General features: G+C 60.7%; 20 protein-coding genes. 10 read left to right on the forward strand and 10 right to left on the reverse strand.

The genetic code is table 11. The annotated features are described in order from the left end of the window. Nucleotides 1-51: 51 nt before the first annotated feature. The 5 genes from ABIE16_RS04615 to ABIE16_RS04635 form a co-directional block, all read right to left on the reverse strand. Entirely contained in the window at nt 52-1209 is a 1158-nt protein-coding gene (locus ABIE16_RS04615; RefSeq protein ID WP_090453582.1) for a phospholipase D-like domain-containing protein, read from the reverse strand. Between the two features lies 1 nt (nt 1210). Continuing rightward, a complete protein-coding gene (locus tag ABIE16_RS04620; protein ID WP_429520634.1) occupies nt 1211-1801 on the reverse strand; it encodes a YceI family protein in 591 nt (196 codons plus the stop codon). Nucleotides 1802-2072: 271 nt separating this feature from the next. Next, nucleotides 2073-2396, reverse strand: a complete 324-nt coding sequence (locus ABIE16_RS04625; protein ID WP_154909684.1) for an amidase — start codon at nt 2394-2396, stop codon at nt 2073-2075. Next, nucleotides 2393-3487, reverse strand: a complete 1095-nt coding sequence (locus tag ABIE16_RS04630; protein ID WP_429520635.1) for a serine hydrolase domain-containing protein — start codon at nt 3485-3487, stop codon at nt 2393-2395. Before ABIE16_RS04630 ends, ABIE16_RS04625 begins: the two co-directional genes overlap by 4 nt. Nucleotides 3488-3642: 155 nt before the next feature. After that, nucleotides 3643-4530, reverse strand: a complete 888-nt coding sequence (locus ABIE16_RS04635) for an acyl-CoA dehydrogenase family protein (protein WP_429520636.1) — start codon at nt 4528-4530, stop codon at nt 3643-3645. Between the two features lie 155 nt (nt 4531-4685). Between ABIE16_RS04635 and olsB the strand changes: the two genes are divergently transcribed. Together olsB and ABIE16_RS04645 are read left to right on the forward strand one after the other, a co-directional pair. Next, complete coding sequence (gene olsB / locus ABIE16_RS04640; RefSeq protein WP_057400777.1) at nt 4686-5441, forward strand: L-ornithine N(alpha)-acyltransferase; 756 nt, start codon at nt 4686-4688, stop codon at nt 5439-5441. Then, a complete protein-coding gene (locus ABIE16_RS04645; RefSeq protein WP_150812964.1) occupies nt 5441-6232 on the forward strand; it encodes a lysophospholipid acyltransferase family protein in 792 nt (263 codons plus the stop codon). Before olsB ends, ABIE16_RS04645 begins: the two co-directional genes overlap by 1 nt. Nucleotides 6233-6339: 107 nt before the next feature. On the opposite strand, the gene ABIE16_RS04650 is transcribed toward ABIE16_RS04645, so the two are convergent. After that, nucleotides 6340-6918, reverse strand: coding sequence for an ACP phosphodiesterase (locus tag ABIE16_RS04650; RefSeq protein WP_429520637.1), 579 nt, complete (start codon nt 6916-6918; stop codon nt 6340-6342). Nucleotides 6919-7088: 170 nt separating this feature from the next. Here ABIE16_RS04650 and ABIE16_RS04655 point away from each other — a divergent pair, with 170 nt between their 5' ends. The 4 genes from ABIE16_RS04655 (at nt 7089) to ABIE16_RS04670 (ending at nt 10462) form a co-directional block, all read left to right on the forward strand. Beyond that, entirely contained in the window at nt 7089-7391 is a 303-nt protein-coding gene (locus ABIE16_RS04655) for an ArsR/SmtB family transcription factor (protein ID WP_008019443.1), read from the forward strand. Between the two features lie 35 nt (nt 7392-7426). Further along, nucleotides 7427-8596 (forward strand): MFS transporter, encoded by a 1170-nt coding sequence (locus ABIE16_RS04660; protein ID WP_223502351.1) that lies wholly within the window; start codon nt 7427-7429, stop codon nt 8594-8596. Between the two features lie 21 nt (nt 8597-8617). After that, nucleotides 8618-9667 (forward strand): alkene reductase, encoded by a 1050-nt coding sequence (locus ABIE16_RS04665; protein WP_102672173.1) that lies wholly within the window; start codon nt 8618-8620, stop codon nt 9665-9667. A gap of 261 nt (nt 9668-9928) precedes the next feature. Further along, nucleotides 9929-10462 (forward strand): hypothetical protein, encoded by a 534-nt coding sequence (locus ABIE16_RS04670; RefSeq protein WP_057716079.1) that lies wholly within the window; start codon nt 9929-9931, stop codon nt 10460-10462. Nucleotides 10463-10769: 307 nt separating this feature from the next. Here the strand turns inward: ABIE16_RS04670 and emhR are convergent, their stop codons facing one another. Next, the gene (gene emhR, locus ABIE16_RS04675; protein ID WP_057716080.1) at nt 10770-11402 is read right to left on the reverse strand and encodes an efflux system transcriptional repressor EmhR; all 633 of its coding nucleotides are present in this window, start codon (nt 11400-11402) and stop codon (nt 10770-10772) included. 277 nt (nt 11403-11679) lie between these two features. Here emhR and emhA point away from each other — a divergent pair, with 277 nt between their 5' ends. The 4 genes from emhA (at nt 11680) to ABIE16_RS04695 (ending at nt 19160) form a co-directional block, all read left to right on the forward strand. Continuing rightward, nucleotides 11680-12837, forward strand: coding sequence for an efflux RND transporter periplasmic adaptor subunit EmhA (gene emhA, locus ABIE16_RS04680; RefSeq protein WP_057716081.1), 1158 nt, complete (start codon nt 11680-11682; stop codon nt 12835-12837). 3 nt (nt 12838-12840) lie between these two features. Beyond that, the gene (gene emhB, locus ABIE16_RS04685) at nt 12841-16002 is read left to right on the forward strand and encodes an efflux RND transporter permease subunit EmhB (protein WP_090453569.1); all 3162 of its coding nucleotides are present in this window, start codon (nt 12841-12843) and stop codon (nt 16000-16002) included. Further along, nucleotides 16002-17462, forward strand: coding sequence for an efflux RND transporter outer membrane subunit EmhC (gene emhC / locus ABIE16_RS04690; RefSeq protein WP_057716083.1), 1461 nt, complete (start codon nt 16002-16004; stop codon nt 17460-17462). Before emhB ends, emhC begins: the two co-directional genes overlap by 1 nt. A gap of 438 nt (nt 17463-17900) precedes the next feature. Further along, on the forward strand, nt 17901-19160 hold the full coding sequence (locus tag ABIE16_RS04695; protein WP_429520638.1) for an OprD family porin: 1260 nt from the start codon (nt 17901-17903) through the stop codon (nt 19158-19160). 121 nt (nt 19161-19281) lie between these two features. Here ABIE16_RS04695 and pcaC read toward each other — a convergent pair whose 3' ends face one another. Genes pcaC through ABIE16_RS04710 form a run of 3 tightly spaced genes read right to left on the reverse strand, consistent with a single transcriptional unit; the run spans nt 19282 to nt 21853 of the window. After that, nucleotides 19282-19674 (reverse strand): 4-carboxymuconolactone decarboxylase, encoded by a 393-nt coding sequence (gene pcaC / locus ABIE16_RS04700; RefSeq protein ID WP_008016493.1) that lies wholly within the window; start codon nt 19672-19674, stop codon nt 19282-19284. Between the two features lie 10 nt (nt 19675-19684). Then, complete coding sequence (pcaD, locus tag ABIE16_RS04705; protein ID WP_429520639.1) at nt 19685-20476, reverse strand: 3-oxoadipate enol-lactonase; 792 nt, start codon at nt 20474-20476, stop codon at nt 19685-19687. A 12-nt stretch (nt 20477-20488) separates the two neighbouring features. Continuing rightward, entirely contained in the window at nt 20489-21853 is a 1365-nt protein-coding gene (locus ABIE16_RS04710; RefSeq protein ID WP_429520640.1) for a 3-carboxy-cis,cis-muconate cycloisomerase, read from the reverse strand. Nucleotides 21854-21888: the final 35 nt, after the last annotated feature.

The raw sequence follows: 21888 nt of genomic DNA on the forward strand, positions 1-21888 counted from the left end.
ATCGCGAGCAAGCTCGCTCCCACAGTGGTTTCAGTGTTCAGAAAACTGGGGTCAACCCCTTCGATTCAGCAGGTTCACCACCACCCGATCCACCCATCCCCACACCCGTTGCTTGACCCGCCGCCACAGTGGCCGGCGCTTCCATTCCTCCAGGCTGACTTGCTCACTCAACCCAAAGTCCCGTTCGAAACTCGCCGCCACCGACCGGGTCAGTCCGGGGTCCAGGGCTTCCAGGTTGGCTTCCAGGTTGAAGCGCAGATTCCAGTGATCGAAGTTGCACGAACCGATGCTCACCCAGTCGTCGACCAGGACCATTTTCAGGTGCAGGAAACACGGCTGGTACTCGTAGATTTTCACCCCGGCCCTGAGCAGTCGCGGGTAGTAGCGATGGCCGGCATAACGCACGGATGGGTGATCGGTACGGGGCCCGGTCAGCAGCAACCGCACATCGACGCCCCGGGCAGCCGCCCGGCGCAGGGAGCGGCGGACTTTCCAGGTCGGCAAAAAGTACGGCGTGGCCAGCCAGATCCGTCGCTGACCACTGTTCAGGGCACGCACCAGCGATTGCAGAATGTCCCGGTGTTGACGGGCGTCGGCATAGGCCACCCGGCCCATGCCCTCGCCTATGGACGGCACCCGTGGCAGGCGCGGCAGACCGAAATGCGAAGCCGGTCGCCAGGCACGTCGATGGCGGTTGGCAATCCACTGACGATCGAATAGCAGCTGCCAATCGAGTACCAGCGGGCCGGTGATTTCCACCATCACTTCGTGCCATTCGCTGGCGTCTTCCCCCGGAGTCCAGAATTCATCAGTGACACCGGTGCCGCCGACCACGGCCAGGCTCTGGTCCACCAATAACAGCTTGCGGTGATCGCGGTAGAAGTTGCCGACCCAACGTCGCCAGCTCAGACGATTGTAAAAACGCAGCTCCACGCCAGCGGACATCAGCCGCTGACGCAAGGCCAGGGTGAAAGCGAGGCTGCCGTAATCATCGAACAGACAGCGCACCCGTACACCGCGCTCGGCGGCCTGCACCAATGCCTGGACCATGGCTTCGGCGCAGGCACCCGCCTCCACCAGATACAGTTCCAGCTCAACCTGCTCTTCAGCCCGGGCAATCGCCACCAGCATGCGCGGAAAAAACTGCGGACCGTCGATCAGCAGTTCGAAGCGGTTGCCTTCACGCCACGGAAAAATCGCTCCGGCCATGTCAGCGCGCCGTGAAAATCAGTACCGCACCCACCGGTACGGAAAGACTGATAGCTGATAAACCGGCCAGTTTGCGCAACGCTTCCAGGCCGGGAGCCAAATCGAAATCCTCGGCGTTGATCACCAGCGGTTCGAGGGTCACCACCTGGAAGCGCCGGTCATCGAGTCGGGTCGCCAACAGTTCGGCCTGGTATTCGTGTTGTTTGCCGTGCAGGTCGACCATCAGCGGCAGGCGCAACTCCAACTGCGCGCCGGGAGCGAGGTCGTTGATCGGGCGCAGATCGATTTTCGTGGTGATCATGGCGTCGGGAAACCGGTCGATCTGGAACAGTTCCTTGCGCATGCGCTCATCGCGCAACGGGATGCCGCTGTTGATCGACTCCAGCTCGACTTCCACCTGCGCCAGCCCCTCGGGGTCGACCTTGCCGTGCAGCACCAGGAAGCGCTGCACTTCGGAAACATTGGCATTCTTGGTGCTGACAAACGACAGGCGCGAAGACTCGCCATCGAGGTACCAGTCGGCGCGGGCCGACAACGCGGCACCGGCCAGCAGCAGGAAAGTGAGGGTTTGGAAGGTGGAGCGCTTGAACATAGAGACTCGTGGGGCAGATAAACCTGTGCTGAACCTTAACTGGCTTGTCACAGGTTGCAAACTTTCTGTTGCCCTTTGAACACATTACCTGTGGCAAGTGAGCTTTTGTCGCGAAGGGGTTTGCCCCCGTTGCGCTGCGAAGCAGTGCTGAAGTCTACAACCAAGTAAGCCTGACGGACCGGGGAGGCTGGCTTTGCGTCTGCTTCGCTGCCGAACGGGGGCAAGCCCCCTCGCCACAAAAACTCACCACCACCCAAAGCACATACCCCGCTCAAGGCTGCAAACGACAACCCTGACGCTCGCCGATCCACACCGCGCTGTTGCTGCGGCCCATGCCACTGACCGAGACACGCTTGCCGGCCGGGTCATCGGTAAAGCCGCTGGCGGGCAGCCACTGTTTCACATAACCGTGGCAGTACTCGGCATCGTTGTTCATCACGTAGCGGCACGAACAATATTCCTTGGCGGTGTAGGCGCTGATGATGTCGGGGAACGCCCACAGCGCCGCCCGCTCGAGCCAGATCCAGCCGAGCAAGGCGATCAGCAGGATCAACAACAGGGAACTGAGCGGTCGACGGCGAATGAAACCACTCATGGCTGCACCTTCCCGGCAAAGGCCTTGAGCGCGAGCTGGAGCAATTGGTTGTGCCGGTAAGTGCCGTCGCGGTCATCGCCGTAGCGGACGATCACCAGCTGTTCACTGGGGATCATGTACATCGCCTGGCCCCAATGCCCCAGCGCGGCGAAGGTGTCGGCGGGAGCATCGGGCCAGGGTCGTGCCGCGCCCTCAACGGCTCGATTGAGCCACCACTGGCCGCCGGGGACGGCCTCGTCTTGATCGGCGTGATAGTGAGCGAATGGCTCGCGGTTGAATGCCACCCAGTCCCTGGGCAGCAGTTGCCTGTCTGCCCAGCGCCCCTCGCGGGCCATCAACAGACCGACCCGGGCCAGGTCCCGTGCAGTGAGGTAGGCATAGGACGAAGCAACGAAAGTGCCCGTGGCATCGGTTTCCCACACGGCTTGGCGGATACCCAGCGGCTCGAACAGCGCAGTCCACGGATAATCCGGATAGCGGCCGGGGCCGACGATGGTTTTCAGCGCGGCGGACAACAGGTTGCTGTCACCGCTGGAGTAGCGAAACGCCTGGCCCGGCGCCGCGTACTCGGCATGGGCCGCGGTGAACGCAGCCATGTCGTGGTGACCGCGGGTGTAGAGCATGGCCACTACCGAAGACTTCAGCGGTGCATATTCGTAGTCTTCCTGCCAATCCAGGCCCGAGGCCCAGTGCAGCAGGTCGGCCATGGTCAGGCTTGGGTGTCTGGCCAGCGGCGGATAAAACTTCTGCACCGGATCCTGTAACTTGAACAGCCCTTCGCCGTAGGCCACACCGAGGACCGTCGCCATCAGGCTCTTGCTGATCGACCAGGTCAGGTGCGGCGTCTCGGCCGTCGTCGGGCCGGCGTAGCGTTCGTAGATCAACTGGCCGTCGCGGATCACCAGCAAGGCATCGGTGCGAATGCCCTGGCGAGTGGTGTCATCGCGGGATGGGAAGGCATAGGCCTCCAGGGCTTGAAGCGCCGGGCCAGCGGGCGTCGGCGCGGTCGGCCATTGCTCGGCGGGCCAGCTTTCAGCCTGGGTCGTGAGGCTGAGCAACAGCAGGAAAATCAGGGACAGGCCTTTGGGCATGACGGGGGCTCGAAGATTGAACCTGCTGAGCCTAGTCGAGGTTGATGACAGTTCAGGAATTCATGCTGCCAATCAGGCCGCCATCGCGAGCAAGCTCGCTCCCACAGGGGAATGCATTCCAAATGTAGGAGCGGGCTTGCTTGCGAAGAGGCCAGTCAGGGCAGTGAAGATTGCGCCAATGCCTTCGCCAACCGCTTGCCCCGCGCCCCTGCCGCCAAATCCATCACCGCCTGATCCCGCTGCCACATCGCCGCCCACTCTTGAGGCCCTCCGGCCAACGCCTCATTCACCTCAGCCTTGAGCCCTTCGAACTGCGCAAACAACCCGCCAAGCAACACATGCCCGGCCGGATGGGTGGGTGGCTGGCGGCTGGTTTCCGCGCACCCCGCCAGCAACCCCAGCAACCGCAATTGCAAGCCTTGCGGCCAATCGCATTCCTGGCCGACGCCATACAACCACGCTGTCATGGCGCTCAGCACATAGATGTCTTCCAACGTTCGGAACGGTTTGACGTATGCGTCCCAACCATCCCCTGCGAGCAACTCGCACAGCGCGTTATCCAGAAACAACCGGCCATGACTGATGTCCGGCATCAACGGGAGCGGCGCCAGCTTTTCCACCCGCACACCCGGCTCATCGCGATAGATCACCGCCAGGCTCAAGCGTGGATCGGCGTCGGGCTCCTCGCTGCGCGCCGCCACCAGCAGCCAGTCGGCGGCATTGCCGGCGGTGACGAAATCCTTGCGTCCGCTCAGGCGCAAATCGCTCAGTCGGGTTTGCATATCGGCCGGGCGCAGGCTGCGCTGCTCGGTGGCGCACAACGCGCCCAGGCTCAGTGGCGCGCTCGGCCAGAGCATGCGCAAGGCCGCCTGATACCCCACCAGAAACGCTAGCCCCGGTGTCGCCATCAACCGCCCGCCAAGCACCGCCAATTCAAACGGAGTGACCGTTCCCAACTGCTGCAACAAGGTCGCGAAACCTTCCGCCAGATCCGGGTTGGCGGGCAAGCGATCACGGCGGTTCAACAGGGTTTGCCAGGGCATAAGAGTCTCCTCGAAGGCTGTCATATAAGCATCACCAAAGCTTAATGGCGATGACACCGGGGCTACATAGCCTGACTTTGCACAACACGGCTAGACAAAGAAAGTCGATTCGCTGTAGCCCAAAGACGGGTGAGCAGCCCGCACGGAGATTCGCCATGACTCAGATCGCCCGCATCAGCGACACCGGCAACGAACGCCGCCTGCAAGCCGAACGCCTGGTGGGCGCCGAGGCTTTGCAGGAAGCCCAGGCCTTGCGCTTCAACGTGTTCAGCGGCGAATTCAACGCCAGGCTCAAAGGCGCTGAACTGGGTCTGGACATGGATGACTACGACGTTCACTGCGCCCACATCGGCGTGCGTGACTTGAATACCGGGCGCCTGGTGGCAACCACCCGTTTACTCGACCACACGGCTGCCAGCAGCCTGGGCAAATTCTACAGCGAAGAAGAGTTCAGCCTCCACGGTCTGGTGCACCTGCAAGGCCCAATCCTGGAAATCGGTCGCACCTGTGTCGACCCAGCCTACCGCAATGGCGGCACCATCGCCGTGCTCTGGGGCGAGCTGGCCGAAGTCCTGAACCAGGGCGGCTACAGCTACCTGATGGGTTGTGCGAGCATTCCGATGCAGGATGGTGGCGTGCAGGCCCACGCGATCATGCAGCGTCTGCGCGAACGCTACCTGTGCACCGAACATCTGCGCGCCGAGCCGAAAAACCCGCTGCCGAGCCTCGACATTCCGTCGAACGTGATCGCCGAAATGCCACCGCTGCTCAAGGCCTACATGCGCCTGGGCGCGAAGATCTGCGGCGAGCCATGCTGGGACGAAGACTTCCAGGTCGCCGACGTGTTCATCCTGCTCAAGCGCGACGAACTCTGCCCGCGTTACGCCAAACACTTCAAGGCGGCTGTGTAATGGGCCGGTTGCGGGTGTACGCGCGAATCGCGCGAGTGCTGATGGTAGTGACGCTGGGCCTGGGCATGGCCAGCGTGTTCGGGCTGTTCGAGCGTTTGGGCATGGCCCATTCGATGGCGCGCCGGCAACGCTGGTCGCGGTTTTTCATGGCCCGGCTGAGCAATGCCCTGCCCTTCGACGTGACCGTCCACGGCGAGCTGCCGAAGGCACCGATGCTCTGGGTCAGCAACCACGTGTCCTGGACCGACATCCCGCTGCTGGGCATGCTCACGCCGCTGTCGTTCCTGTCCAAGGCCGAAGTGCGCACCTGGCCGGTAGCCGGCTGGTTGGCGGCCAAGGCCGGCAGCCTGTTTATCCGCCGTGGCTCGGGTGACAGCCAGTTGATCCGCAAGCAGATGACCCGTCACCTGGAACAGGCACACCCACTGCTGATGTTCCCCGAAGGCACCACTACCGATGGCCGTTCGCTGCGTACTTTTCACGGCCGCCTGCTGTCCGCCGCCATCGATTCCGAAGTGGCGATGCAGCCGGTGGCGATTCGTTATGTGCGTGACGGCGAGACTTGCGCGCTGGCGCCGTTCATTGGCGACGATGACTTGCTGTCGCATCTGATGCGGTTGTTCGCCAATGACCGTGGCGGCGTGGAGATTCATCTGCTCAAGCCAATCGCTTGCGAAGGCCGGGAACGCGCGGCATTGGCGTTCGAGGCGCAGCAGGCGGTGCAGAAGGTGTTGTTCGGGGCGATTCCGGAAAAACAGCAAGTGCCGATGCGCCCAGCTATCGCAGCTTGAAAAACATCCCCTGTGGGAGCGGGCTTGCTCGCGAAGGCGGAATGTCATTCAGCTCAGATGTCAGCTGATACACCGCCTTCGCGAGCAAGCCCGCTCCCACAGGGGGTTTATGGTGTTGGATAGGTCCGGGCAAAATCCTGAAGCTGCGGATAGAACAACCTGAAGTCCTCGCTCAACGGTTCATACAACCGCCGCAATTCCTGCATCGCCGCCGCCAGTTCTTCCGGCCGGGTCAGGCGTCGCGAGATCCCGCGCAACACCTGCTCCAGCACTTCGAATTCCTGATACGAACCCAGCCAGTCATTGGCCACCATGTGCGGCGCAATCTTCGCCAGCCGCTCCGGCAATTGCCGTTCGCTGGACAGCACCCGGTAAACGTCCGAAGTGAACAACGCCAGGGGCCGGTCGGCATACAGCGTCCAGTCCCGGGCCAGGCAATGGTCGAAAAACACATCGAGCACGATACCCGCGTAGCGACGACGGGTCAGGGAGAAACGCGACAACGCGACGTCCACCAGCGGATGGCGGTCGGTGAACACATCGATGCTGCGGTGCAACTGGATAGCCCCCTCGATGTCCGGAGCGAACTGCCCTTGCAGGCGTCCCTTGACGAAATCGCCATACAGACTGCCGAGCAATTGGCCGGGACGCTGGCCACCGAGGTGAAGATGTGCGAGATAGTTCATGGGCGCAGCTTAGCACTGCCCCCTTGCCTTGTTACACTCAACATATCGTTATAACTCGATATACCGAAATGTGAGCTGGTCAGAGCCAAATCATATTTGTATATCGCGAAATACCGATTTAAAGTTCGCCTCATCGCGATATAGCGTTTTAAACATCACGAGCCCACATCATGACCATCAATCTCGACGAAATAATAAAAGCCCTGGCACACCCAGTACGGCGAGACATCCTGCACTGGCTCAAGGACCCGACCGTCGAATTTCCCGACCAGTCCCACAGTAACGAGCACGGCGTTTGCGCCGGGCAGATCGATCAACGTTGCGGCCTGTCGCAGTCCACGGTGTCCGCACACCTGGCGACCCTGCAACGCGCCGGCCTGATCAGCAGCCGCAAAGTCGGCCAGTGGCATTTTTTCAAACGCAACGAGGAAACCATCCAGGAATTCCTCAAAACCTTCAGTAAAGAGCTCTGACCCTTAACGTCAGTCGGCCGACAAGGAATTAAACAATGCCTCTCTCGCTACTCATCCTGGCCTTGAGCGCCTTCGCCATCGGCACCACCGAGTTCGTCATCATGGGCCTGCTGCCCAACGTGGCGGCGGACCTCGGTGTGTCGATTCCCGGTGCCGGCTGGCTGGTGACCGGTTACGCCCTGGGCGTGGCCATCGGCGCGCCGTTCATGGCGCTGGCCACCGCCAGACTGCCGCGCAAGGCAGCCCTGGTGGCGTTGATGGGCATCTTCATTGTCGGCAACCTGCTTTGCGCAGTGGCCGGCGACTACAACGTGCTGATGTTCGCCCGTGTGGTCACCGCTCTGTGCCATGGCGCCTTCTTTGGTATCGGTTCAGTGGTAGCCGCCGGCCTGGTGCCTGCGAACAAACGCGCTTCGGCCGTGGCCCTGATGTTCACCGGCCTGACCCTGGCCAACGTCCTCGGCGTACCGCTGGGCACCGCACTCGGTCAGGAAGCCGGCTGGCGTTCGACCTTCTGGGCCGTGACCGTGATCGGTGTGATCGCGCTGATCGGCTTGATCCGCTTCCTGCCGGCCAAGCGTGATGAAGAGAAACTCGACATGCGCGCCGAACTGGCCGCACTCAAGGGCGGCGGCATCTGGCTGTCCCTGAGCATGACCGCGCTGTTCGCCGCCTCGGTGTTCACCCTGTTCACCTACGTCGCCCCGCTGCTCGGCGAAGTCACCGGCGTTTCGCCCCGTGGCGTGACCTGGACCCTGATGCTCATCGGCCTGGGCCTGACGGTCGGCAACATCATCGGCGGCAAGCTGGCCGACAAAGGCATGGCCGCGACGCTGATCGGTGTGTTCGTCACCATGGCCGTGGTGTCCACCGTGCTGACCTGGACCAGCGTCGCGCTGATCCCTACCGAAATCACCCTGTTCCTCTGGGCCACCGCGTGCTTCGCCGCCGTACCGGCGCTGCAAGTGAACGTGGTGACCTTCGGCAAGGCCGCTCCGAACCTGGTGTCGACCCTGAACATCGGCGCTTTCAACATCGGCAACGCCTTGGGTGCCTGGGTCGGCGGCAGTGTGATCGCCCACGGCTTCGGCCTGACCAGCGTCCCCCTCGCCGCAGCGGCCCTGGCGGTACTCGCCCTGCTGGTGACCCTGATTACTTTCCGTCAGAGCGGCAATCCCGACCTGGCCCCAGCTACTTCTAACTGATCTCCAAAAGAGAGCCACTAAATGACGACTATTTTCGATCCGATCAAACTGGGCGACCTCGAGTTGGCCAACCGCATCATCATGGCGCCACTGACCCGCTGCCGCGCCGACGAAGGCCGCGTGCCCAACGCGCTGATGGCCGAGTACTACGTGCAACGTGCCACCGCCGGCCTGATCCTCAGCGAGGCCACTTCGGTGACCCCAATGGGCGTCGGCTACCCGGACACCCCGGGCATCTGGTCCAACGATCAGGTGCGTGGCTGGTCCAACGTGACCAAGGCTATCCATGGCGCGGGCGGCAAGATCTTCCTGCAACTGTGGCATGTGGGTCGCATTTCCCACGGTTTGTACCTGAACGATGAAGCCCCGGTCGCCCCGAGTGCCATCCAGCCCAAGGGCCACGTCAGCCTGGTTCGTCCGCTGGCCGACTTCCCTGTGCCGCGCGCCCTGGAAACCGCTGAAATCGCCGACATCGTCGACGCTTACCGCGTCGGTGCCGAGAACGCCAAGGCCGCCGGCTTCGACGGTGTGGAAATCCATGCCGCCAACGGTTACCTGCTCGACCAGTTCCTGCAAAGCAGCACCAACCAGCGCACCGATAACTACGGCGGTTCCCTGGAAAACCGTGCTCGCCTGCTGCTGGAAGTGACCGACGCCGCCATCGAAACCTGGGGCGCCGGCCGCGTGGGTGTGCACCTGTCGCCACGCGCCGACCTGCATGACATGGGCGACGACAACCTCGCTGAAACGTTCACCTATGTCGCTCGCGAACTGGGCAAGCGTGGCATTGCCTTCATCTGCTCGCGGGAGAAAGAAGGTGCCGACAGCCTCGGCCCGCAACTCAAGGAAGCCTTCGGCGGCCCCTACATTGCCAACGAACGTTTCACCAAGGACAGCGCCAACGCGTTGCTCGCCAGTGGCCAGGCCGATGCAGTCGCCTTCGGTGTACCTTTCATTGCCAACCCTGACCTGCCGGCACGCTTGCAGGCTGACGCGCCGTTGAACGAAGCGCGTCCAGAACTGTTCTACGCCAAGGGCCCGGTCGGTTACATCGACTATCCAACCTTGTAGGCCTGCGAAAAACTCGAATAGCCCGGCGTTTTGGACGTCGGGTTTTTTTTGCTTTAAACAAGCCAAAACCCGCTTGTCATACTTAAATCTCTGACAACTTACCTGCCATCTAAATTTGCATCACACCTGCACGCACCTCAATACAAAATTACAATTAAACCCCAGACAAACCCAACAGAACAACCTAATACTTCACAACGCTTCGCTACAACATTTCGAGCGCCACGGAAAGCCTCTCAATAACTTTAAAGGATTAACAGCATGAACAACAATGGCCCGATAAACGTGCCTCGCATCATTGCACGCACAGAATATGAACCTGATGATTCCAGCATTTTTTCTGCTTCAGCCAGTAAATTCCCCAATCAATACACCATAATGACCATTAACATTTCCAACAACACCGATGGCCCGATCCGGCTCTTGAAAGCTGGCTGGGATTTGACCGGAACCTCGCTATCAGCTTTCGAAATCGAAGCGAACGATGAGCAAACCCTCGATCTTCCTTACCTTCGGGACTTCTCAAGTAATGGAATGTATTACAATAAAAGAAAGTTCGCCCCGATCCTGCAACAGTTCTCGTACATTACCGAAGATGGATTAATATTCACGCTAGCTATTCAGCTGACAGTTTCAGTGGTTTTCGGCGTCCTGCATCCGAACCTGAAACCAAATTGGTCAAAAACAATAACGCGATCCGGCAACAGCAACAGCTCATATAAGGTCACTGCCGACATCACGAAAAAGAATAAAGAGGCGCCCTTCAGTTTTAGCGTCGACTTGATAGTCGGTTGATACTGATCAGATAGAAAAGACGCCGGTGAAAAAACGTATCAAATCAGCTTGCTGATGCATTTTCTTCGCCACATTCCAGGCCCCGGCTCGCAAAACCGGGGTTCTTTTTAGCAGTAGTGGAATCCGCACGAGGTTCACTCCCCATGCAAGCTCGACACAAAATTCCTACAAATTATGTAGCCTGGCAGCTGTCAACCTGGCACACGTCCGTATATAAAAGCCCCCATTGCAAAAAAGGCACGCGAAGTAAAATGATCCTCGGTGACTTCAACGGTTGACTTGCAGAGAGCCAATTTATCATTTTGTTTCATTTGCACAGGCTGGGGCTAAAGCGCAACAGATCCAGCCCGGTATCGACCCAACGCTCGGCTTCGGCGTGCAATTCAAAGCTGTCGGGGGCCAGCAGCCACTGGTACAGGATGCCATCAATATAAGCATGCAAGCTGATCGCGGCGCGGGCCGTGTCGAGGTTTTCCGGCAACTGACCGCGATTCACTGCATTACTCAGGGCCAGACCGATCCGCACATTGCATTCGAGGCTGGCTGACACCCGTTGTTGGCGCAGGTCGCACATTTCATCGGTGAATTCGCACTTATGAAAAAGAATCTCATTGATGCGTCGGGTTTTCGGGTCCAGCGCAATTTGATGAAACAAATGAATCAGCAACTTTCGCATGCAGCCCAGAGGATCGAGTTCGTCTTCGCTTTCGCTGGCCTTGGCCATTTCTTCCAGCGGCTCATGCAGAGTGTCGAGCATGGCCTGCACCAGATCGGCCTTGTTGCTGAAATGCCAGTAGATGGCCCCTCGAGTGACGCCGGCCAGGGTCGCGATGTCCGCCAGGGTCGTGCGTGCCACGCCTCGCTCGAAAAAGGCCTTTTCGGCCGCCACGAGAATTTGCGCGCGGGTTTCCTGAGCTTCCTCTTTGGTACGACGGACCATGGCAGTACAACCTCAATCAGGGTGCTTCAGCGATGCCTGAACATCAGCTGAATAAAAGTGGGGCGAACGTTCCGGGGATTCGTCCCCGGCCTACAATTCCAACCTTTCAACGGCTTGTGTAGCGGCTTGTGTAACGGCGTTGATACGCAGCCTGGGTATTTACAAACAGCCATGTACGTAAGTATATTCCTTAGCAAGCTACTTATCCACTCGGCAAACATTTTTCAACCTTCCACCTTTCTAGTGCGCACCTTGCGTGCCTGACCCGAGGATTTTCATGCAATTCAAGCCAGCTGTTACCGCTCTGGTCGCCGCCGTCGCCCTGGCATCGCTGCTCAGCGGATGCAAAAAGGAAGAGGCAGCACCGGCCGCCCCACCGCCTCAGGTCGGCGTCGTGACTCTGCAACCTCAAGCTTTCACCCTGACATCCGATCTGCCCGGCCGTACCAGTGCGTTCCGCATTGCCGAAGTCCGCCCGCAGGTCAACGGCATCATTCTCAAGCGCCTGTTCAAGGAAGGCAGCGACGTCAAGGCCGGCCAGCAGCTGTACCAGATCGATCCGTCGGTCTATGAAGCGACGCTGAAAAGCGCTGAAGCCAACCTGCGCTCGACCAAGTCGATTTCCGACCGCTACCAGCAACTGGTCAACGAACAAGCCGTAAGCCGTCAGGAATACGACACCGCCGTGGCCAACCGCCTGCAATCGGAAGCCGCGCTGCAAACCGCACAGATCAACGTGCGCTACACCAAGGTCTATGCCCCGCTGACCGGCCGCATCGGCCGCTCCTCGGTGACCGAAGGCGCGCTGGTGAGCAATGCCCAGGCCGATGCGATGGCGGTGATTCAGCAAATCGACCCGATCTACGTCGACGTGACGCAGTCCTCGGTCGAGCTGCTGCAACTGCGCCGTGAGCTGGAAAGCGGTCGCCTGCAGAAAGCCGGCGACAACACGGCTTCGGTCAAGCTGACCCTCGAAGACGGCAGCGACTACAAGCTGGACGGCAAGCTGGAGTTCTCCGAAATCTCGGTTGACCAGACCACCGGTTCCGTCACCCTGCGCGCCATTTTCCCGAACCCTGATCACACCCTTCTGCCTGGCATGTTCGTGCACGCCAAGTTGCTGGCCGGTGTGAACAGCGCGGCGATCCTGGCCCCGCAGCAAGGCGTGACCCGCGACCTCAAGGGTACGCCGACCGCACTGGTTGTCGGCCCGGACAACAAGGTCGAACTGCGTCAACTCAAGGCCAACCGCACCGTCGGCAATCAATGGCTGATCGAAGACGGCCTGAAGGCCGGCGATCGCCTGATCACCGAAGGTCTGCAATTCGTCAAACCTGGCATCGAAGTCAAGGCCAGTGAAGCGACCAACGTAGCCGTAAAGAACCCGGCCCCCGCCCAGGTAGCTGATAAAGCCTCTGGCGGCAAAGGGGAGTAAACCATGTCGAAATTTTTTATCGACCGTCCGATTTTCGCTTGGGTAATTGCCCTGGTGATCATGCTGGTCGGGGCACTATCGATCCTCAGACTGCCAATCAACCAGTACCCGAGCATTGCGCCTCCAGCGATCGCCATCTCCGTGGCCTACCCGGGTGCTTCGGCACAAACGGTTCAGGACACCGTGGTTCAGGTGATCGAGCAACAGCTCAACGGTATCGACAACCTGCGTTATGTCTCGTCGGAAAGTAACTCCGACGGCACCATGACCATTACCGCGACCTTCGAGCAAGGCACCAACTCCGACACCGCGCAGGTCCAGGTCCAGAACAAGCTGAACCTGGCCACCCCGCTGCTGCCGCAAGAAGTGCAACAGCAAGGTATCCGCGTCACCAAGGCGGTGAAGAACTTCCTGTTGGTGATCGGCGTGGTGTCGCGTGACGGCAGCATGACCAAGGACGACCTGTCCAACTACATCGTGTCGAACATGCAGGACCCGATCTCGCGGACCGCCGGTGTCGGCGACTTCCAGGTGTTCGGTTCCCAGTACGCTATGCGAATCTGGCTCGACCCGGCCAAGTTGAACAACTTCAACCTGACCCCGATCGACGTCAAGACCGCTATCGCTGCGCAAAACGTCCAGGTGTCGTCCGGCCAGCTCGGCGGCCTGCCTGCCCTGCCCGGCACCCAGTTGAACGCGACCATCATCGGCAAGACCCGCCTGCAGACCGCGGAAGAGTTCGAAAAGATCCTGCTCAAGGTCAACAAGGACGGTTCCCAGGTTCGCTTGAGGGATGTTGCCGAAGTCGGTCTGGGTGGCGAGAACTACAGCATCAACGCCCAGTTCAACGGTGCCCCGGCTTCCGGCCTGGCCGTGAAACTGGCCACCGGTGCCAACGCTCTCGATACCGCCAAGGCCTTGCGCGCGACCATCGACAGCCTCAAGCCGTTCTTCCCGCAAGGGATGGAAGTGGTGTTTCCGTATGACACCACTCCGGTCGTAACCGAATCGATCAAGGGCGTGGTTCACACCCTGGTCGAAGCGGTCGCGCTGGTGTTCCTGGTGATGTTCCTGTTCCTGCAGAACTTCCGCGCCACCATCATCACCACGATGACCGTGCCGGTGGTATTGCTCGGTACATTCGGCATCCTCGCGGCCGCCGGTTTCAGCATCAACACCCTGACCATGTTCGGCATGGTGCTGGCCATCGGCTTGCTGGTGGACGACGCCATCGTCGTGGTGGAAAACGTCGAACGGGTGATGAGCGAAGAAGGTCTGTCACCCAAGGAAGCCACCAAGAAGTCCATGGGCCAGATCCAGGGTGCACTGGTCGGTATCGCCCTGGTGTTGTCGGCGGTTCTGCTGCCGATGGCGTTCTTCAGCGGTTCCACCGGTGTGATCTACAAGCAGTTCTCGATCACCATCGTCTCGGCCATGGCCCTGTCGGTACTGGTCGCGCTGATCTTCACCCCGGCGCTTTGCGCCACCATGCTCAAGCCGATTCCCAAAGGCGAGCACGGCGTACCCAAGCGTGGTTTCTTTGGCTGGTTCAACCGCAATTTCGACCGTGGCGTTCGCGGTTACGAGCGCGGTGTCGGCAATATCCTGCAGCGCAAGATCCCGTATCTGCTGGCGTACCTGCTGATCGTGGTTGGCATGATCTGGCTGTTCACCCGCATTCCAACGGCGTTCCTGCCGGAAGAAGACCAGGGTGTACTGTTCGCCCAGGTGCAGACCCCGGCCGGTTCGACGTCCCAGCGCACCCAGGTGGTCGTGGACGAAATGCGTGAATTCCTGCTGCGCCCTGGCAAGGATGGCGGCGAAGGCGATGCGGTGAACTCGGTGTTTACCGTGACCGGCTTCAACTTCGCCGGCCGTGGCCAGAGTTCGGGTATGGCGTTCATCATGCTCAGACCGTGGGACGAACGTAACGCCGACAACAATGTGTTCAAGGTGGCGGCCCGTGCCCAGCAGCACTTCTTCACCTTCCGCGATGCCATGGTGTTCGCCTTCGCGCCACCGGCGGTACTGGAACTGGGTAACGCCACCGGTTTCGACGTGTTCCTGCAGGACCGTGCCGGTATCGGCCACGAAAAACTGATGGAAGCGCGCAACCAGTTCCTCGGCATGGCCGCACAAAGCAAGATTCTGTCTCAGGTGCGTCCGAACGGCCTGAACGACGAACCGCAATACCAGCTGGAAATCGATGACGAGAAGGCCAGTGCCCTGGGCATTACCATCGCCGACATCAACAACACCCTGTCGATTGCTCTGGGCAGTAGCTACGTCAACGACTTCATCGACCGTGGCCGGGTGAAGAAGGTGTACGTGCAAGGCCAGCCAGGCGCTCGAATGGGCCCTGAAGACCTGCAGAAGTGGTACGTGCGCAACAGCACCGGCACCATGGTTCCGTTCTCGGCGTTCGCCAAGGGCGAGTGGATTTACGGTTCGCCGAAACTGGCCCGTTACAACGGCGTGGAAGCGATGGAAATCCTCGGTGCCCCGGCGCCAGGCTATTCCACCGGTGAAGCCATGCTCGAAGTCGAGGCCATTGCCAAGAAACTGCCGGCGGGTGTCGGTATTTCCTGGACCGGCCTGTCGTACGAAGAGCGTCTGTCCGGTTCGCAAGCACCAGCGCTGTACGCCCTGTCGTTGCTGATGGTGTTCCTGTGTCTGGCGGCGTTGTATGAAAGCTGGTCGATTCCGATCGCGGTGATGTTGGTTGTACCGCTGGGGATCATCGGTGCGCTGATGGCCACCAGCCTGCGTGGTTTGTCCAACGACGTGTACTTCCAGGTAGGTTTGTTGACGACTATCGGTCTGGCGGCGAAAAACGCCATTCTGATTGTCGAATTTGCAAAGGAATTGCACGAACAAGGGCGTAGCCTGCGCGATGCAGCGATCGAAGCCTGCCGCATGCGTCTGCGACCGATCATCATGACCTCGCTCGCCTTCGTCCTCGGTGTGGTACCACTGGCGATATCCACCGGTGCAGGCTCCGGTAGCCAGCATGCAATCGGTACCGGCGTAATCGGCGGTATGATCACGGCCACTGTGCTGGCGATCTTCTGGGTCCCGCTGTTCTTCGTCACCGTGTCGTCCATTGGCCAGCGCAAAATCGCCGACCAGGATGACGCTATTGAAACTTCTAAAGAGGCTGGCTAATGAGCAAGTCGCTACTCTCCCTGGCAGTCGCCGCCTTCGTGCTCGGTGGCTGCTCGCTGATACCTGATTATCAGCAGCCCGAAGCGCCGGTGGCGGGCCAGTACCCGCAGGGCCCGGCGTACTCGCCGGCCCAGGCACCGGCGCAAGCGGCTGCCGAGCAGGGCTGGAAGCAGTTTTTCCATGACCCGGCGCTGCAACAGCTGATCCAGGTTGCCCTGGAAAACAACCGTGACCTGCGTGTCGCGGCCCTGAACATCGACGCGTTCGCGGCTCAATACCGCATCTCCCGTGCCGATCTGTTCCCGGCCGTCTCGGCCAATGGCAGCGGCAGCCGTCAGCGGCTTCCGGCTGATGCTTCCCAGACCGGCGAAGCCGGCATCAGCAGTTCCTACTCGGCAACTGTTGGCGTCAGCGCCTATGAACTCGACCTGTTCGGTCGGGTTCGCAGCCTGAACGAAGAAGCGTTGCAGAAGTACTTCGCCACTGAAGAGGGTCGCCGCAGCACGCAGATCAGCCTGGTGGCCAGCGTGGCCAATGCCTACCTGACCTGGCAGGCCGACAAGGAACTGTACAAGCTGACCCAGGACACCCTCGCCGCCTTCGAGGAGAGCTACAAGCTCACCGCCCGCAGCAACGAAGTCGGCGTCGCCTCGGCCCTGGACCTGGCACAGTCGCGCACTTCGGTGGAAAACGCCCGTGCGCAACTGGCCAAGTACACCCGTCAGGTCGCCCAGGACGAGAACAGCCTGGTGCTGCTGCTCGGCACCGGTGTCCCGGCCAACCTGCAAGCGGCCAAACCACTTGACGACGACCTGCTGAGCGACGTTCCACCCGGCCTGCCGTCGGACCTGCTGCATCGTCGTCCGGACATCCTTCAGGCCGAGTACAACCTGAAGGCCGCCAATGCCAACATCGGCGCGGCGCGGGCTGCGTTCTTCCCGAGCATCAGCCTCACGGCCAATGCCGGCACCCTGAGCCCGGACCTGTCCGGTCTGTTCAAGGGTGGTTCGGGCACCTGGTTGTTCCAACCGCAGATCAACCTGCCGATCTTCAACGCCGGCGCCCTGAGCGCCAGCCTGGATTACTCGAAAATCCAGAAAGACATCGGCGTGGCGAACTACGAGAAGTCCATTCAAACGGCCTTCCAGGAAGTCGCCGACGGCCTGGCTGCCCGCCAGACCTACGTCCAGCAGTTGCAGGCACAGAAAGATTTCGTCAGTGCCAACCAGGACTACTACCGCCTGGCCGAGCGTCGCTACCGCATTGGTGTCGACAGCAACCTGACCTTCCTCGATGCCCAGCGTCAGCTGTTCAGCGCGCAACAGGTGCTGATCACCGACCGACTGGCGCAGTTGGTCAGCCAGGTCAACCTGTACAAGGCCCTGGGTGGTGGCTGGAACGAACAGACGGCGAAGAACGAGCCGTTGAAAGAAGAAGCGCCGAAGATGAAGTATTTCTGATAGCGCAGTGAGAACACGAAGCCCACCGATTGGTGGGCTTTTTGTTGGCTGCGGGAAAAGGTGTGTTCTCAGTGATGGCCCCATCGCGAGCAAGCTCGCTCCCACAGGAGGCTGGGTTTGGCAAAAATCTTATGCACGCTGTAAGTCCACTGTGGGAGCGAGCTTGCTCGCGATGAGGCCCGCACAGGCCACACAAAATCCAGCGACATGTTGCGTTCGATAATCGCCCAAAACCTGCTTTTAACAATTGAACCATCCAGTACATTCCACGCACCATCCGAACCACAAAACCAATAACAACAGGTTCGACACCATGCCCCCGCGCCCTGCCCTCTCCGGCTGATCCGCTTCGTTCGTGCTGATTTCGAATATTCGTCTGCAACCCAGGGTTGCGGCATCACCCCGCTTCATCCCAAAGAATTAGAGAGACCCGAGCCCATGACGCCTTCTCCCGCGCAGTACTTCGTTCCCAGCCTGATTGCCATGGCCCTGGCCAGCGCGGCCCTGCCCGCCATCGCCGAAGAGTCGGGTTTTGTCGAAGGCGCCAAGGTCAACCTGAACCTGCGCAACTTCTACATCAACCGCAACTTCACCAACCCGACCAAGGCCCAAGGCAAGGCTGAAGAGTGGACGCAAAGTTTCATCCTCGACGCCAAGTCCGGCTTCACCCAAGGCACCGTCGGATTCGGCATGGATGTGCTCGGTTTGTATTCGGTGAAGCTCGACGGCGGTAAAGGCACAGGCGGTACGCAACTACTGCCGCTGGATCATGACGGTCGCCCGGCGGATAACTTCGGGCGCACCAATGTCGCGTTCAAGGCCAAGCTGTCGCAGACCGAAGTGAAAGTCGGCGAGTGGATGCCGGTGTTGCCAATCCTGCGTTCGGACGACGGTCGTTCGTTGCCGCAAACCTTCCGGGGCGGCCAGATCACGTCGAAGGAGATCAATGGCCTGACGCTCTACGGCGGCCAGTTCCGGCAGAACAGCCCCCGCGATGACAGCAGCATGGACGACATGTCGATGACCGGCAAAGCGGCGTTCACCTCCGACCGTTTCAACTTTCAGGGCGGCGAATACCTGTTCAACGAAAAGCGCACCCAGATCGGCCTGTGGAACGCCGAGCTCAAGGACATCTACAGCCAGCAGTTCATCAACCTGACCCACAGCCAGCCATTGGGTGACTGGACCCTGGGCGCCAACCTGGGTTTCTTCTACGGCAAGGATGACGGCAGCGCCCGGGCCGGCGAGCTGGACAACAAGACCATGTACGGCTTGTTCTCGGCCAAATACGGCGGCAACACCTTCTACGTCGGCCTGCAAAAACTCACCGGCGACAACGCCTGGATGCGGGTCAACGGCACCAGCGGCGGTACCCTGGCCAACGACAGCTACAACTCCAGCTACGACAATGCCCAGGAGAAATCCTGGCAAGTACGCCACGGCTACAACTTCGCCGCCCTGGGCGTTCCGGGCCTGACCCTGATGAACCGCTACATCAGCGGTGACAATGTGCACACCGGCACCATCACCGACGGCAAGGAATGGGGACGCGAAAGTGAACTGGGCTACACCGTGCAAAGCGGTGCGCTGAAGGACCTGAACCTGAAATGGCGCAACTCGACCATGCGCCGCGACTACAGCAACAACGAGTTCGATGAGAACCGCCTGATCATTAGCTACCCGATCAGCCTGTTGTAAACACAAAACAAATGTGGGAGCGAGCTTGCTCGCGATGGCGGTGTATCAGGCGACATCAATAGTGAATGTGCCGACGCTATCGCGAGCAAGCTCGCTCCCACAGGTTGTTCACCGTTACCGCTTACTCCCGCGACTCAACCCCCAACTCATCCCACACCGACTCAGCCAGGTGGAACGTCGCATTCGCTGCCGGGATGCCGCAGTAGATCGCGCTCTGCATGATCACTTCCTTGATCTCGCCACGGCTCACGCCATTGTTGGCGGCAGCGCGCAGGTGCAGTTTGAGTTCGCCCTCGCGGTTCATGCCGATCAGCATCGCGATGGTGATCAGGCTGCGGGTATGGCGTGGCAGCCCCTCGCGAGTCCAGATGTCGCCCCAGGCGTGGCGGGTGATCATTTCCTGGAACTCCGAGTTGAACTCGGTCAGGGTGGTCAGGCTGCGGTCGACGTGAGCATCGCCCAGTACCGCGCGACGGACTTTCATGCCTTCGTCGTAACGCTGTTTCTCGTCCACGGAATATCCCTCAACGAGCCTTCAGAAAGGCCAGAACACATTCGCTGAAATCAGCGCCAGCCTGCACATTGGACAAGTGCGCAGCGTAGAACTCGGCGTACTCGGCGCCCGGCACATGCTCCTGAATGAAGTGCCCACCCGACGGCGGCGTGACCGCATCCTCAGTGCCGGCGATCACCAGCAGCGGCGCCTTGATCGAGGACAACTGATCGCGGAAATCGGCATCGCGCACAGCTGCGCAATTGGCCGCGTAACCTTCTGGCGAAGTCGCCGCCAGCATGTCGGTAATCTGCTTGGCCGCCGCCGGGTTGGCTTCGGAGAAATCCGGGGTGAACCAGCGGGCAATCGACGCATCACGCAGGGCAACCATGGCCGCCTGACCATCGCGCAGCACCGTTTCGATACGCGGGTTCCATACCGACGGATCGCCGATTTTCGCTGCGGTGTTGCACACGATCAGTTTGTTCAGGCGTTCGCCGGCGTTGATCCCCAGCCACTGGCCAATCAGCCCGCCCATGGACAAACCGCAGAAATGCGCGCGTTCGATGTGCAAGGCATCCAGCAATGCGAGCACGTCGCGGCCCAGTTGCTCGATGCTGTAAGGCCCCGGTGTCACCAATGACTGGCCATGGCCGCGGGTGTCGAAACGCAGCACGCGAAAATGCTTGGAGAACGCCGGGATCTGCGCGTCCCACATGTGCAGGTCCGTGCCCAGGGAGTTGGACAGCACCAGCATCGGCGCATCGACCGGTCCATCGAGTTGGTAATGCAGTTCGCCCTCGGCGAGTTGTACAAAAGCCACAGCAAGTCTCCTTCAGGCAGTCAATGCAGAATGTTCAGCCACCGCCCTCTCGACCCAGGTTTTGGCCTGGCCGAGGTAATGGGCAGGGTCCAGCAGATGATCGAGCTCAGCCGCCGACAGTTCGGCGGTCACTTGTGGTTCGTCGCCGAGGACCGCACGCAGGTGACGTTGTTCGGCCACGGCGCGTTTACAGCATTGCTCCAACAGATGATGCGCGGTATCGCGCCCAACCCGCTGCGCGAGGACGATGCTCACCGCTTCGGCGAGCACCAGGCCCTGGGTCAAATCGAGATTGCGCGCCATGCGCTCGGCATCCACTTCCAGCCCTTGGGCGATCAACAATGCTTGATGCAGGCTGCCCGACACCAGGCAGCAGATTTCCGGCAGGGTTTCCCACTCGGCATGCCACAGACCGAGGCTGCGCTCGTGCTCCTGGGGCATGGCGCTGAACAGCGTCGAAAGCAAACCGGGTACGCGAGTTGCCGCACCGATCAATACCGCTGCGCCTACCGGATTGCGTTTGTGCGGCATGGTCGAGGAACCGCCCTTGCCCGGCGCCGAAGGCTCGAACACTTCGGCGGCCTCGGTTTGCATCAACAGGCTGATATCACGCCCGAGTTTGCCGAGACTGCCGGCGATCAGGCCGAGTGCAGCGCCGAACTCCACCACGCGATCGCGCTGGGTGTGCCAAGGTTGATCGGGCAAAGTCAGTTGCAGTTCTTCGGCCAGCGCTTGGGCCGTCGGCATGGCCTGTTCGCCAAGGGCCGCAAGGGTTCCGGACGCACCGCCGAATTGCAGCACCAGCAGACGCGGCTTGAGTTCGGCCAAGCGTTGGCGACTGCGGGTCACCGCCCCCAGCCAGCCGGCGACCTTCATGCCGAGGGTGACCGGTGTCGCATGCTGCAGCCAGGTGCGTCCGGCCAATGGCGTGGTCGCGTAGCGCTGGGCCTGGGACGCGAGTGTCTGCCCCAGTAGTGCCAGGTCGCTCTCGATCAGTTCCAGCGCCCGGCGCAGTTGCAGCACCAGGCCGCTATCCATCACGTCCTGGCTGGTCGCGCCCAGATGCACATAGCGCTCGGCTTCGGCATCGGTGGCCGCGATCTGCTTGCCCAGCGCCTTGACCAACGGAATCGCCGAGTTACCCGCCGTGGCAATGGCCTCGCCCAACGTCGCAAAGTCATAAAGCCCGGCACGGCAAGCTGCTTCAATCGGCGCGACAGCACTCGACGGAATCATCCCGACCCGTGCTTCGGCCCGGGCCAATGCCGCTTCGAAATCGAGCATGGCCTGGACCCGCCCCTGATCGCAGAACACCTCACGCATGTCGCGGGCCGTGAAATAGGCATCGAACAATTGATTGCCCGGTCGCTGGTTCATAAACAATTCCTGGAGGCGCGGGCCTGCGGTCCGCG

The organism is Pseudomonas sp. 2725 (genome assembly GCF_050434585.1).
Taxonomy (GTDB): Bacteria; Pseudomonadota; Gammaproteobacteria; order Pseudomonadales; family Pseudomonadaceae; genus Aquipseudomonas; species Aquipseudomonas jessenii.